Source organism: Amycolatopsis sp. cmx-4-54, assembly GCF_046548895.1.
Classification (GTDB): domain Bacteria; phylum Actinomycetota; class Actinomycetes; order Mycobacteriales; family Pseudonocardiaceae; genus Amycolatopsis.
Genome location: NZ_JAEBEJ010000020.1, coordinates 18,649 through 32,079 on the forward strand (window position 1 = coordinate 18,649; position 13,431 = coordinate 32,079).

General features: G+C 68.9%; 11 protein-coding genes and 2 pseudogenes. 7 read left to right on the forward strand and 6 right to left on the reverse strand.

Annotation, left to right across the window (positions count from 1 at the left end):
• The first annotated feature begins 48 nt into the window (after positions 1-48).
• The 3 genes from panB (at position 49) to pip (ending at position 3,335) form a co-directional block, all read left to right on the forward strand.
• Positions 49-924: a 3-methyl-2-oxobutanoate hydroxymethyltransferase gene (gene panB / locus ACLJQ7_RS40375; protein ID WP_410653470.1), complete on the forward strand. Its 876-nt coding sequence runs from the start codon at positions 49-51 to the stop codon at positions 922-924.
• Positions 925-1,317: 393 nt separating this feature from the next.
• Positions 1,318-2,292: a hypothetical protein gene (locus ACLJQ7_RS40380; protein WP_410653471.1), complete on the forward strand. Its 975-nt coding sequence runs from the start codon at positions 1,318-1,320 to the stop codon at positions 2,290-2,292.
• An 89-nt stretch (positions 2,293-2,381) separates the two neighbouring features.
• Positions 2,382-3,335 (forward strand): prolyl aminopeptidase, encoded by a 954-nt coding sequence (gene pip, locus ACLJQ7_RS40385; RefSeq protein WP_410653472.1) that lies wholly within the window; start codon positions 2,382-2,384, stop codon positions 3,333-3,335.
• A gap of 6 nt (positions 3,336-3,341) precedes the next feature.
• On the opposite strand, the gene ACLJQ7_RS40390 is transcribed toward pip, so the two are convergent.
• The 3 genes and pseudogenes from ACLJQ7_RS40390 to ACLJQ7_RS40400 all read right to left on the reverse strand — a co-directional run.
• Positions 3,342-4,148, reverse strand: a complete 807-nt coding sequence (locus tag ACLJQ7_RS40390) for an ABC transporter permease (RefSeq protein ID WP_410653473.1) — start codon at positions 4,146-4,148, stop codon at positions 3,342-3,344.
• A 9-nt stretch (positions 4,149-4,157) separates the two neighbouring features.
• A pseudogene (locus ACLJQ7_RS40395) lies at positions 4,158-4,436 on the reverse strand (ABC transporter permease subunit); the annotation flags it as partial.
• Positions 4,433-5,227: pseudogene (locus tag ACLJQ7_RS40400) on the reverse strand (aldehyde dehydrogenase family protein); the annotation flags it as partial. The pseudogenes ACLJQ7_RS40395 and ACLJQ7_RS40400, both read right to left, overlap by 4 nt.
• A gap of 164 nt (positions 5,228-5,391) precedes the next feature.
• Between ACLJQ7_RS40400 and ACLJQ7_RS40405 the strand changes: the two are divergent.
• Both ACLJQ7_RS40405 and ACLJQ7_RS40410 read left to right on the forward strand, forming a co-directional pair.
• The gene (locus ACLJQ7_RS40405; protein WP_034313079.1) at positions 5,392-6,135 is read left to right on the forward strand and encodes a FadR/GntR family transcriptional regulator; all 744 of its coding nucleotides are present in this window, start codon (positions 5,392-5,394) and stop codon (positions 6,133-6,135) included.
• 32 nt (positions 6,136-6,167) lie between these two features.
• On the forward strand, positions 6,168-6,902 hold the full coding sequence (locus ACLJQ7_RS40410) for a cache domain-containing protein (protein WP_410653474.1): 735 nt from the start codon (positions 6,168-6,170) through the stop codon (positions 6,900-6,902).
• Here the strand turns inward: ACLJQ7_RS40410 and ACLJQ7_RS40415 are convergent.
• The gene (locus ACLJQ7_RS40415) at positions 6,886-8,355 is read right to left on the reverse strand and encodes a PucR family transcriptional regulator (RefSeq protein WP_410653475.1); all 1,470 of its coding nucleotides are present in this window, start codon (positions 8,353-8,355) and stop codon (positions 6,886-6,888) included. The genes ACLJQ7_RS40410 and ACLJQ7_RS40415 overlap by 17 nt on opposite strands.
• A gap of 109 nt (positions 8,356-8,464) precedes the next feature.
• On the opposite strand from ACLJQ7_RS40415, the gene gabT reads away from it, so the two are divergent.
• Together gabT and ACLJQ7_RS40425 are read left to right on the forward strand one after the other, a co-directional pair.
• Positions 8,465-9,796, forward strand: coding sequence for a 4-aminobutyrate--2-oxoglutarate transaminase (gene gabT / locus ACLJQ7_RS40420; RefSeq protein WP_410653476.1), 1,332 nt, complete (start codon positions 8,465-8,467; stop codon positions 9,794-9,796).
• Positions 9,793-11,223 (forward strand): aldehyde dehydrogenase family protein, encoded by a 1,431-nt coding sequence (locus ACLJQ7_RS40425; RefSeq protein ID WP_410653477.1) that lies wholly within the window; start codon positions 9,793-9,795, stop codon positions 11,221-11,223. Before gabT ends, ACLJQ7_RS40425 begins: the two co-directional genes overlap by 4 nt.
• Positions 11,224-11,262: 39 nt before the next feature.
• Here ACLJQ7_RS40425 and ACLJQ7_RS40430 read toward each other — a convergent pair whose 3' ends face one another.
• Together ACLJQ7_RS40430 and ACLJQ7_RS40435 are read right to left on the reverse strand one after the other, a co-directional pair.
• The gene (locus tag ACLJQ7_RS40430; RefSeq protein WP_410653478.1) at positions 11,263-12,024 is read right to left on the reverse strand and encodes a helical backbone metal receptor; all 762 of its coding nucleotides are present in this window, start codon (positions 12,022-12,024) and stop codon (positions 11,263-11,265) included.
• Positions 12,021-13,430: an RNB domain-containing ribonuclease gene (locus tag ACLJQ7_RS40435; protein WP_410653551.1), complete on the reverse strand. Its 1,410-nt coding sequence runs from the start codon at positions 13,428-13,430 to the stop codon at positions 12,021-12,023. Before ACLJQ7_RS40435 ends, ACLJQ7_RS40430 begins: the two co-directional genes overlap by 4 nt.
• Position 13,431 lies beyond the last annotated feature (1 nt).

Genomic DNA, 13,431 nt, shown 5'->3' on the forward strand with positions numbered 1-13,431 from the left:
CGACCCGGGGACCTCTCCGAGGCCTCGAGGGAAGGACGGTCGACAAGGATGTCTGCCACCGAAAAGGATTCCGGCGAGCTCGCGGCTCCGTACGGGACCGGCGCGGCACCCCAGGCCACATCGGGGAAGAAGGTCCGCGTACATCACCTTCGTGACATGAAAGAGCGCGGCGAAACCTGGCCGATGCTCACCGCCTACGACATGTACACCGCCGCGCTGTTCGACGAAGTGGGCATTCCCGTGCTGCTCGTGGGGGATTCGGCGGCGAACAACGTCTTCGGCTACGACACTTCGCTTCCGGTGACCGTGGACGAACTACTCCCGTTGGTCCGGGCGGTGACCCGATCGGTGAAGCGGGCGCTGGTCGTGGCCGATCTGCCGTTCGGCTCGTATCAGCTCTCACCGCAGCAGGCACTGGAAACCTCGGTGCGGTTCATGAAGGAAGGCCGCGCGCACGCGGTGAAACTCGAAGGCGGACGGAAATTCGCTCCGCATGTCGAGGCACTGACTTCGGCCGGCGTCCCCGTAATGGGACATATCGGATTCACACCGCAGAGTGAACACAATCTGGGCGGCTACCGAGTCCAGGGACGCGGCGAAGCGGCCGAAGCGCTGCTCGCCGACGCGCTCGCCCTGGAGGAGGCAGGCGCCTTCGCGGTCGTCATGGAGATGGTGCCCGCCGAAGCCGCGAAGCGGATCACGCACGAACTGAAGATCCCGACCGTCGGCATCGGCGCCGGGCCCGACTGCGACGCGCAGGTGCTCGTCTGGCAGGACATGGCCGGGCTTCGACGCGGCAGGACCCCTCGCTTCGTGAAGAAGTACGCCGATCTCGCCGGCGTGCTGGCCGGGGCCGCGAAGGCGTTCGCGGAGGACGTCCGGCGAGGCGAGTTCCCGGCTCCGGAGCACTCGTTCCACGACTGAGTCGCCTCTGACCTGCAAAAAGAGAGCAAGGGACCTTTGCTACCACTCCCGCCGGAGAGCGCGGCAGCAAAGGTCCCTTGCTCCCCCGCGGGGCACTGCGTGGGCTTCTGGTCACCCAACGCACCAAGATCCACACGGTCACCACGCGGCGTAGGAGGTGTGTGGAAATAGGGACACTCAACGTCTCTATTTCCACACACCCCCGCCCGCCGGGGAGCGCGGTAGCAAAGGTCCCTTGCTCTCTTTCCGCAGGTCCGCGCAGGGCGACCCTCCTTTAGTTGTTCACATACGTGAACTTCAATCATGTCCTTGACGCGCGTTCGTAAAGAGGCTTAACGTCTAGGCCGTCGCCGCCACGACCGAGCTTCGATCCCTCGACGAGGAGGACCACGGATGCGTGTTCGTGAGCGGGTTCTGACCCTTGCGACCGGCGCCGCTTTGCTGTCCACGCTGGCGGCGTATCCAGCTCAGGCCGCGACGGTCCGCGTAGGGACTTCGGAGCAGCTAACGGCGGCGCTCGCTTCGGTCACTCCGGGCACCGTCATCGAACTGGCGGCCAGCACGACCTTCACGGGCAACTTCAAGGCGGCGAAGAGCGGCACGTCCAGCAGCCGTATCACCCTGAAGGGTCCCCGAAGCGCGGTCATCAAGGCCTCGGCCGGGCGCACGCTGGAACTGACGGGCAGCTACTGGAACCTGACCGGCTTCACCCTCACCGGTGGCCAGAAGGGCTTGATGGCGACGGGCGTCAAGAACACCGTCGTCGACGGCATCAAGGTCACCGGCGTCGGCCACGAGGGCATCCATTTCCAGTACACGAGCACCGACAACGTCGTGAAGAACTCCGAGGTGACCGACACCGGCCGCGAGTACGCGGGTTACGGCGAAGGCATCTACTTCGGTTCCGCGAAGGGCAACTGGCCCGGCGGCACGGCCGACCGGAGCGACCGCAACAAGGCGCTGAACAACAAGATCGGCCCGGACGTGCGAGCCGAATCGATCGACATCAAGGAAGGCACCACCGGCGGCGAACTGCGCGGCAACGTCTTCGACGGGGCCGGACAGAGCGGCGAGCACTTCGCCGACAGCTGGGTGGACATGAAGGGCAACAACTACGTGGTCGCGGACAACCGGGGCAGCAAGGTCTTCGTGCACGACGCGACCTACGGCGGCTTCGAGGTGCATGTCCAGCTCGACGGCTGGGGCCGCGGCAACACCTTCTCCGGCAACACCGCGGACGTGCGGTCCCCTTACGCCTACGGCTTCTATCTCGTGAAGGCCGCGACGGGGAACAAGGTCTGCGCGAGCAACAAGGTGACCGGTGCCGGGAAGGGATTCGCGAACGTGACCGCCACGGCGGGCTGCTGACGCGACCGAAGACCGGGGGCCCGCTCAGCCCGGCGGCGGGGGCGGGCCCCCACCCTTCGGACACTCGCCGATTCGGGCAGAGTGTCCTTATGGATGACCTGTACCCGCCGATCCACGTGCGCGCCGAGGGCATGCTCGACGTCGGCGACGGGCACCGGATCTACTGCCAGGAAGCCGGGAACCCGGACGGCAAACCCGTGGTCGTCCTGCACGGAGGCCCTGGGAGCGGCATCTCCTCCATGGCGCGGCGGCATTTCGACCCCGAGGCCTACCGGATCATCCTGTTCGACCAGCGCGGCGCCGGCCGCAGCACCCCGCAGATCGGCACGCCGGACGTCGACCTGTCGGTCAACACCCTCTGGCACCTCGTCTCGGACATGGAAAAGCTGCGCGAACGGCTGAATCTCGACCAGTGGCAGCTCTTCGGCGGCTCGTGGGGCGTGACCCTCGCCCTCGCCTACGCCGAAACCCACCCGAGTCGCGTCAGCGAGATCATCCTGCGCGGCGTCTTCACCGTCCGCCGCGGCGAACTCGACTGGATCTACAACGGCGGCGCCGCGAACCTCTTCCCCCGTGAGTGGGAGGACTTCCTCGCCCCGATCCCCGAAGACCGTCGCGACGACCCTCTGTCGGCCTACCGCGAACTCGTCTATCACCCCGATCGGGCGATCCGGGAACGCGCGGCCATCGCCTGGAGCACCTGGGAAGGCGCGATCGTCTGCCTGCGCCCGGATCCGGCCTTCCACAACCAGTACGCGTCGCCGGAGTTCGCGGTCACGTTCGCCCGGCTGGCACTGCACTACTTCTGCCACGGAGCGTGGCTTGAGGAAGGGCAGCTGATCCGGGAAGCCGGGAAGCTGACCGGGATCCCTGGCGTGATCGTGCAGGGACGGTACGACGCGGTGTGCCCGCCGACGACGGCTTACGAGCTGCACCGGGCTTGGCCGGACTCGAAACTGGAGCTGGTGGAAGCGGCCGGGCACGCGGTGACGGATCCGGGGATGCTGGCGGCACTCAAGGCCGCGACGGATTCCTTTCGCTAGGAGCGGCTACAACCGGCCACCCGAGGTCGTGTCGCCGGAAAGCCGTTGCGCCAGATAGACCGGCACCGTCGAAGCCAGGATCAGCACCGCCGCCACGACGTTGACGATCGGGGCCTGGTTCGGCCGGAACAGGTTGTTCAGGATCCAGATCGGCAGGGTCTCCAGTCCCGTCCCGAGGGTGAACGTCGTGACGATGATTTCGTCGAACGACAGGGCGAACGCCAGCAGGCCTCCTGCCAGGAGGGCCGAGCGCAGCATCGGGAAGGTCACCAGCCGGAACGTCGTGAGCCCGTCGGCGCCGAGGTCCATCGACGCCTCTTCGAGGTTGCCGCCCATGCGCCGCAGGCGCGCGACGACGTTGTTGAAGACCACCACGATGCAGAACGTCGCGTGCGCGACGATCGCGGTGAACAGGCCGAGGTCGATGCCGAGGATCGTGCGGAAGGCGTTGTTCAGCGCGATACCGGTGACGATACCGGGCAGCGCGATCGGCAGGATGACCAGCAGCGACACCTGGTTGCGGCCGAAGAAGCGGTACTTCTGCAGCGCGAAAGCCGCCATTGTGCCGAGTACCAAAGCGATCGCGGTCGCGGCGAGTCCTGCTCGGACACTCGTCCACAGTGCGTTCAGCGCGCCCTGGTTCTCCGCGGCCCGCCCCCACCATTCGAGCGTGAAGCTCGACGGCGGCCAGCCGAAGGTGGTGTCCGCGTTGAACGAATTGAGCAGGACCACCAGCAGCGGGAAGTAGATCACCGCGAGGCCGAGCACCAGCGCCGCGAGCAGAAGGTATTTGGTCGTCCGGGAAAGGCGCATCGCGCGCTCCTACAGGTTGTCCAGCGCGCCCGTGCGGCGCACGGCGGCAAGGTAGGCGAGCATGATCACCACGGGTACGGTCGCGACGGTCGCCGCGAACGGCAGGTTGTTGGCCGCGCCGATGTTGTCGTAGACGGCGTTGCCGAGCATCTGCGACGTGCCGCCGACGATCTTCACCGCGACGTAGTCGTCCAGCGACAACGAAAACGTGAAGATCGAGCCGGCGACGACGGCCGGGAAGGTCACCGGCAGCACCACCGAGCGGAACGTCCGGAACGGCCGGGCGCCGCTTCGATGTCAGCGTCGGCGAAGACCACTACGGGCGCTTTACCGCCGAGCTCCAGGTGTACGCGCTTCACGTCCTTCGCGGCCGAAGCGGCGACCTCGATCCCGGCCCGCACGGAGCCGGTGATGGACACCATCGCGGGGATCTCGTGCTCGACGAGCGCCCGTCCGGTGTCGCGGTCGCCGCAGATCACGTTGAGCACGCCGGGCGGCAGGAATCCGGCGCAGATCTCGGCGAAGAGCAGGGTCGACGCGGGCGTTGTGTCGGCCGGTTTGAGCACCACGGTGTTCCCGGCGGCGAGCGCGGGGGCGATCTTCCAGACCGCCATGAGGAGCGGATAGTTCCACGGCGTAACCTGCGCGCACACGCCGATCGGCTCTCGGCGGACGAAAGAGGTATGCCCTTCCATGTATTCGCCCGCCGACCGTCCTTCGAGGACACGCGCGGCCCCCGCGAAGAACCGCAACTGGTCGACGATCATCGGCAGTTCTTCGGTCGCGGTGAGCGCGATCGGCTTGCCGGTGTTCGCCGATTCGACGAGCACGATCTCTTCCGCGCGCGCTTCGACGGCGTCGGCGATCTTCAGCAGGGCGAGCTGGCGCTGCGCGGGCGTGGTCTCGCGCCAGGTTTCGAAGGCGGCGGCCGCGACCTTGAGCGCGCGGTCGACGTCTTCGGGGCCGGCGACGGCCGCGGTTCGGTACGGGCGGCCGGTGACGGGATCGACGACGTCGGCGACCTGGCCCGACGCGGATCCGGTGTACTCACCGCCGATGAAGTGCTTCAACTGCTGCACGAGAGCTCCTGGCTACTGGGCCTGGGGGCGTGAGGCGATAGCAAAGGTCCCTTGCTCCCTTGTGGGGCGGCGCGGGAGCTAAAACATATAAGTCCAGATGTTAAATGACAAGACGATGGGGCAAGATTGGTTCCATCGGGTAGCGGTACGGGCGAAGGGCCACCATGCGTAAGGGGATGTCGCACAGCGCGCGGTCAGCGATGTTCGCGCCGCTCGACCAGATCGGCCGGGCGGAAGCGGTCACCGCGCGGCTGGTCGACGCCATCACGCTCGGGCTGCTGGCCGACTCGGAGCAGCTGCCGAGCGAAGCCGAGCTTGCCGCCCAGTTCGGCGTATCCACCGTGACGGTCCGCGAAGCGCTCGTGGCCTTGCGGCAGCAGGGCCTTGTCGAGACGCGACGCGGCCGAGGCGGCGGAAGCTTCGTGAAGACGCCTGCTAACCCTTCGGCCGCTTCGTGGCGAGAGCGCCTTCGCACGGTTTCGCTGTCCGAGCTTCGCGACGTCGGCGATCACTACCTCGCCATCGCGGGCGCCGCGGCCAAACTCGCCGCCGAGCGGAGTTCGCCCGAGGACATCGAGCGGCTCGAATTGGCGACCGAAGACATCCGCACGGCCACCGGCGCGGAGGCGTCGCGTGCCGAGCGTCAGTTCCATCTCGAAGTCGCCGCGGCCGCCCAATCGCCGCGACTGACCAGGGAAGAAGTGCAGCTGCAGAGCGAACGAGGCGGATTGCTGTGGCTGCCGCTCGAGCCGCACGGCACCCGCGAGAACGCCTACGCCGAACACCGCGCGATCGCCGCCGCCATCGCGCAGGGAGACGGCGAGCTGGCCAGAAAGCTCACCGAGGAGCACATCCTCGAAGCGATAGACCGGCTGGCGGACGTGCATTTAGACCTTCTGGCCCCTTAAGCTGCGGCATCCGCGCATCCGAGGTGAGCATCGTGAACGACACACCGTCCGCCGGTTCCGAGGTCGTCGAACAGGTATCCACCCTGGTCGAGGACGTCTTCGGCCGGCTGAAGCCGCTACTGGCCGGCGCCGAGGGGCTCCTGGCCGCCTCCACCGATGCCACCGCCGAAGACCTGACCCGCCTCCGGCCGCAGGTCTTCGACGTCCTCGGCGGCCTGGTCGTCGGCGCCGGGTTCATCAGCGCGCCGAACGCGCTGGCCGATCAGGAATTCGGCTTCGAATGGTGGACCGAAACCGGTGAGGCAGAGCCGGCGCGACTGGTCATCAGCCTCGATCCGGCCGGCGAGAACTTCCTGGACTACACCCGGCAGTCGTGGTTCACCGTCCCGCGTGACACCGGCCGCCGCCATATCAACGGCCCGTACGTCGACTACCTCTGCACCGACGAGTACACGCTGACCTTCTCCGTCCCCGTCCAGCGCGATGGGACTTTCGCGGGGGTCGTCGGCGCGGACATCTACGTGGGTGAGGTCGAGCGCCTGCTGGCACCGAAACTGCGTGCGCTCGGCGGCCGCGCGGCGCTGGTCAACGCACAGGGCCGGGTGATCGTGTCGAACAACGCGCGCCAGGCGACCGGTTCTCTGGTGCGCGACGTCGACGTCCCGGCCTGGTGGTCCGCCGGCGCGGAGCCGGTCACGACGGAGACCGGCACGCAGCTGCGACGCTGCGGAGACTCGCCGATCGCCCTGGTCAGGTCCGAGCGCTGACCTGCAGCGCGAGCCAGAATTCGGCGCGCACCCCGGGAGAATCGAGATCACGGCCGGTCAGTTCGGCAACCTTGCGCATGCGGTTGCGCAAGGTGTGCCGGTGGACGCCGAGCCGCGCGGACGCCAGATCCCAATGACCGTGGTGTTCGAGCCAGCAGGACAGTGAGGCGACCAGTTCGCCACGGCCGGTCTTGTCATGGCCCCGCAGCGGCGCCAGCAGACTGTCCGAAAACGCTTGCGCCGCTTGGGAATCGACCATCTCCAGGAAGCCGCGCCCGGCGTGCTCCGCGAACCGGACCAACGGGGACCGTTCGGCCTTCGCCGCTTCCGCCGCCTGTTTCGCCTGTCGGAGCCCGGCCGGGAAATCCACTGTGGACACCGGATCGGACAGACCGGCGTGCAGCCCGCCGATCCGGGAAGCTTGCCGGGCGACCGCCTCCACATCACCGAACGCGATCATGAACGCCCCCGACTCCCCGAAGAACGCCTTGTCTCCGGCCACTTCGGCGTCGAGCGCGTCGGCGAGCGAGCGGCGCGCATTCGCGGGGCCTGCGACGGCCAGCACGGACCACGGCGCTTCCGGGACACCGCCCCAGAGCGACTTCATCGTCCGTGTGGCGAGTTCGGCGTGCCCCGCGGCGAGCAGGTCGCACAGTCCTGACCTCAGCCGCCGCACGGCGTCCACGTGCTCACGGTTCTGTTCCAGCGCAAGGGAAAGCAAGGACACGGCGGTGTTGACGATGTGCTGCCCCGCGGCATCGAGCGGCTCGCAGGTGCCGACGGCGAGCACACCGCGCGCACGGGTGTCGAGCGTCTGCAGGACGACCTCGTACTCCCCCGCCACCGTCACGAGCGTGCCCGCCCGCAGCCGCGCGAAGTCATCCTGGATTTCGTCGGCGAAGGGTCTCGCGGAAGGCGAAGCCTCAGTGACCGCACCGGACGAGTCGAGCAGGAGCACCCAGCCGTCGACCAGTTTCGCGAGTTTGCGCACCACGCCACCGGGGCCGCCTTTGCCGACGGCCGTCCTGGTCAGTTCCTGCTGCCCCTTGCCGGTGCGCACGAGCGAGGCGTACTCGTCGGCGGCGACCGCGCGCGAGACCGCTCGCGTGATCGCGATGAACGGCGTCTTCCTCGGCACTTCGAGCACCGGGAGCCCGACCTCTTCCGCGGTGTCCACAAGAGACCGCGGAATGCTCTCGTGACTGAGGCCGACGCCGAAGCCGAGCCCCGCCACGCCGGCGTCGACGAGCCGCCGGACGTACCCGGGCGACGTGGTCTCATCGAGGGTGAGGCCGGTGGTCAGCAGCAGTTCGCCGCCTTCGAGGAAGGCCTGCGGATCGGTCAATTCGGTGGGGTGGACCCAGCCGATCGCGCGGTCGAGCCCCGCCTCGGCCGCGCGCACCCGCAGGCCGAGCGGACGTTCGGCCACGAGGGCGGCGAGGGTCAGTGCCATGTTGTCCAACTCTACGCCTCGATATCGACAAGATGTCGAGCTGACGCGGACCGAGCGGGCTCCCATTCTGGAGGGCGACCCCGTCCCTCGCGTCCGCAGGAGTCTGGCCGTGACCGTCACCACCGAAACCCAGCGCAGGCTGCGCACCGAGATCCCCGGCCCCGCCTCGCGCGCCCTGCAGGAGCGACGTGCCGCCGTCGTCGCCGCGGGCGTGAGTTCGGTGCTGCCCGTCTACGTCACCTCGGCCGAGGGTGGCCTGCTCACCGACGCCGACGGCAATGTCCTGATCGACTTCGGTTCCGGCATCGCGGTGACCAACGTCGGCCACGCCGCGCCCGCCGTCGTGGACCGCGTCCGTGAGCAGGTGGAGCGGTTCACGCACACGTGTTTCATGGTCACGCCGTACGAGGGGTACGTCGAGGTGTGCGAAGCACTCGACAAGCTGACACCGGGCACCCACGAGAAGCGTTCGGTGCTGTTCAACTCCGGCGCCGAAGCCGTCGAGAACGCGGTGAAAATCGCTCGCGCCGCGACCGGGCGCCAGGCCGTCGTCGTCTTCGACCACGCCTACCACGGCCGCACCAACCTGACGATGGCGCTGACCGCGAAGTCCATCCCCTACAAGCACGGTTTCGGCCCGTTCGCGCCCGAGGTCTACCGCGTACCCGGCTCGTACCCGTACCGCGACGGGCTGTCCGGTTCCGAAGCGGCGCGGATCGCCATCGACCGCATCGAGAAGCAGATCGGTGGTGACCAGGTCGCGGCCGTCGTGCTGGAGCCGGTGCAGGGTGAGGGCGGCTTCATCGAACCCGCTCCCGGTTTCCTGCCCGCGCTTTCGGCCTGGTGCACCGAAAACGGTGTCGTGTTCGTCGCCGACGAGGTGCAGACCGGCTTCTGCCGCACCGGCGAGTGGTTCGCGTCCACGCACGAAGACGTCGTTCCCGACCTGATCGCCACCGCCAAGGGCATCGCGGGCGGACTGCCGCTCGCCGCCGTCACCGGCCGCGCGGAGCTGCTCGACGCCGTCCCGCCGGGCGGGCTCGGCGGAACCTACGGCGGTAACCCGATCGCGTGCGCCGCGGCGCTCGGCTCGATCGAGATCATGCGCCAGGAGAACCTCGCGGCGTCGGCGAAGCGTATCGAGAACACGGTGCTCCCGCGGCTGCGCGCGCTGGCCGAGGAGACCGGCGTGATCGGTGACGTCCGCGGCCGCGGCGCGATGCTGGCCGCCGAGTTCGTGCAGCCGGGCACCACCGAACCCGACGCCGACCTGACCAAACGCGTCGCGCAGGCCTGCCACCAGGCCGGCGTCGTCGTCCTCACCTGCGGCACCTACGGCAACGTCGTCCGCCTGCTGCCGCCGCTGTCCCTGTCCACCGAACTGCTCGACGAGGGCCTTTCGGTCCTGGAGCACGCTGTCCGTACGGAGGCCGTCAAGTGAGCACTTTTCCTTTCTGGGTAGCCGGAAAGCCGGTCACCAGCGACGAGACCGTCGTCGTCCGTCACTCCTTCGACGGAAGCGAGGCGGGCACGCACCACGTTCCGTCCACTTCGGACATCGAGACCGCCGTGCAGGCGGCGCACGATGTCTCCGACGAGTTCGCGACGCTGCCCGCGCATGTCCGGGCGGGCGCGTTGGACCACGTGTCCCGAGTTTTGGGTGAGCGGTCCGAAGAGCTGGCTCAGTTGATCACCGCCGAGTCGGGCAAGCCGCTGAAGTGGGCGCGCGGCGAGGTCGGGCGTGCGGCGTCGACGTTCCGCTGGGCCGCCGAGGAGGCTCGCCGGTTCTCCGGTGACCTGCAGCGCCTCGACACCGACCCGGGCGGCACCGGACGGCTCGCGCTGGTCCGCCGCGTGCCGAAGGGCCCGGTGCTGGGCATCACGCCGTTCAACTTCCCGCTGAACCTGGTGGCGCACAAGGTCGCGCCGGCGATCGCGGCCGGCGCGCCGATCGTGCTCAAGCCCGCGCCCGCGACACCGCTGACCGCGTTGCTGCTCGGCGAGATCCTCGCCGAGACCGATCTGCCCGCCGGGAGCTGGTCGATCCTCCCGGTGAGCAACGAGGAATCGGCTCGCCTGGTCTCGGATCCGCGGCTGCCGGTGGTGTCGTTCACCGGGTCGGTGCCGGTGGGCTGGGGTATCCGGGACAGCGTGCCGCGCAAGCACGTCGCGCTCGAACTCGGCGGCAACGCGGCGGTGCTCGTCTGTCCTGATTGGACGGATCTGGACTTCGCGGCGCAGCGGATCGCGACGTTCGCCATGTACCAGGCGGGTCAGTCGTGCATCTCGGTGCAGCGCGTCTACGCGCACGCCGACGTCTACGACGAGCTCCGGGCGAAGGTGCTGGAGCAGGTGCGCGCGCTCGGGACCGGCAACCCGCGGACGGACGGCGTGGACGTCGGGCCGCTGATCAACACCGACGCCGCTTCCCGGGTGGAATCGTGGATCACGGCGGCGGTCGAGGCGGGCGGCGAGCTGCTGACCGGCGGGAAGCGCGACGGCGCGACCGTCGAGCCGACGGTGCTCGCGAACGTGCCGGAGGACGCGTCGGTGATGGCCGACGAGGTTTTCGGACCGGTCGTGTCGATCACGCGCGTGGACTCGGTGGAGGACGGGGTGCGCCGGATCAACGACTCGCGCTTCGGCCTGCAGGCGGGAGTGTTCACGCGCGACCTGCCGACGGCGTTCGACGTGTCCGCGAAGCTGCGCGTCGGCGGTGTGCTCGTCGGCGACGTGCCGAGCTTCCGCGCCGACCAGATGCCCTACGGCGGCGTGAAGGACTCCGGCGTCGGCCGCGAGGGCCCGGCGTCGGCGATGGCGGACTTCACCGAGGAACGCGTCACCGTCCTGACCGGTCTCACCCTCTGACGACCCGCGTTTCGTCCTCTGGATGCGTTACTACCGCATTCAGAGGACGAAATGCGTGAGGTGGGCGTGGGCTTCGACGAGCGAAGGGCCGTACCAGGTCAGGTAGCGCCCGGATACCAGGACGTGCTTCGCGCCGGGGAACGCTTCGGGGCCGTCGTCCTCGGTGAACTCGTACGGCTCGTCGGGCAGTATGAGCAGGTTCGCGTCTCCGGCCGCGAAGCGCGCTTGGAGCTCGTCGAGCTTCGGACGCGGGTAGCGCTCTTCGTGGTCCGCGTAGACGTTGCCGATTCCGACGCGATGCAGGACATCGCCGCCGAAGGTGTCCCTGCCGAGCACGACCCACGGCTTCCGCCAGACCGGCACGACCGCGCGGAACCGCTCCGGCAGGGTCTCCCGCCAGATCTCTTCGGCCTCGACCAGCCAATCCGGCTCGGCGAGGTCGTAAGCCTGCGTCAGGATTCGCCGGATCGAGGCGAGCGCGCCGGGCACGGTCGCCGACGCCTCCATCACCCAGACCGGAATCCCGTTGGCACGCAACCGTTCCACGTCCTCCGGCCGGTTCTCCTCGGAGTTGGCCAGCACCAGATCCGGTTCGAGTTCCAGCACTTTGTCCACGTTCGGGTACTTCGAACCGCCCACCCGCGGGACGTCCAGATCGGCCGGATGGGTGCAGTAGTCCGTGGCCCCCGCGAGCCTTCCCGGCGCGCTCACCTCGACGGCCTCGGTCAGCGACGGCACGAGCGAAACCACCCGCGACGCCGGTTCGCGCAGCGGGACCACTTCACCGAGATCGTCGATCATGCCCGCTCGAACGACAGTTTCCGCTTGTCGACGTCCACCGCCGTCAGCCGGACGCGGATCCGCTCGCCTTCCGGCGGCTTCTCGCCCGCGCATTTGCCCATCACCGGCGGATTCTCGATCAGGATCTCCGACTTGGCGTCGTCGGCCCGCAGCACGATCGCGTCGAACTCCTCGCCGATGTGCTCGGCCATGACCCACGCCTCGACCTGATCGATGCAGGCACGTTCGACCTTCGCCGCCAGCGTGTCGGACGCGGTCATCTGCTCCGGCACCTCCGAAAGCGCCGCGCGAACCCACTCGGGTACTTCGCGGCCCGCGCTCACGGCGAGACAGATCTCGGTGGCGAACCGGTCGACCAGCCGCCGGATCGGCGCGGTGACGTGGGCGTAGGCACCGCCGATCCCGGCGTGCGTGGTCAAGGCGGGCAGTTCGCCGTCGAACGCGGTGTACCCGGCGCCACGCAAAAGCCTGGTGGTGTCGGCGAAAAGCGCCATGGACGCGGGCTGACCGGGATCGAGCGCGGCCAGGAACTCCGACACGCTCTTGCCCTCGGGCCAGTCGATGTTCAGCGCCTGCGCGGACCGGCGCAGCCAATCGACCGCTTCGGCGTCGGGCTGGGGCAGCGTGCGCAGGACACCGATCCCGGCGCCGATCATGATCTTGGCCGCGGCCATGCCGGTGAGCAGCGAGATCTCGGCGTTCCACGCGTCGACGTCGTTGCGCGGCCGCTGGATCAGCGCCCAGCCGCCGTCGGGATCGCCGCTGATCTCCTGCTCCGGCAGCTGCAGCTCCACCGCTCCGCGCCGGATCGCGAGCTCGCGGCGCAGACGGCCCAGCTCCGGCAACGCGGCGACCGAGGGATGCGGATCGCCCGCGTCGATCGCCGCCTGGACCGTCTCGTAGTCGAACTGTTCGGTGGACCGGACCAGCGCCCGGCGGACGTTGGTCGCCGTCGGCTCGCCGCCCGCGTCGACATCGATGGTCCACAGCACAGCGGGCCGGGTCTCCCCCGGCAGCAGGCTCGCCGCGCCCTCGGACAACACCGGCGGGTGAAGCGGGACGTTGCCGTCGGGCAAGTAGAGCGTCTGCCCGCGGCGGCGCGCCTCCTTGTCGAGCGCGCCACCCGGCGGGATGAACGCGGCCAGGTCGGCGATCGCGTAGTGGACGCGGAACCCGCCGCCCTCGACGCGCTCGACCAGCACCGCCTGGTCGAGGTCCTTGGCGCCGGGCGGATCGATGGTGACGAAGGGCAGGCCGGTGGCGTCCTCGCGTTCCCCCGCCGACTCGAGCGGATCGACGACCGCCGCCTCCGCCTCGGCGAGCACGTCGGGCCCGAACGACTCCGGCAGCGAGAACTCGGCTCGAAGGTGACCGAAGTCCCCTCCCGCCGCGTGTGTCCTGATCACG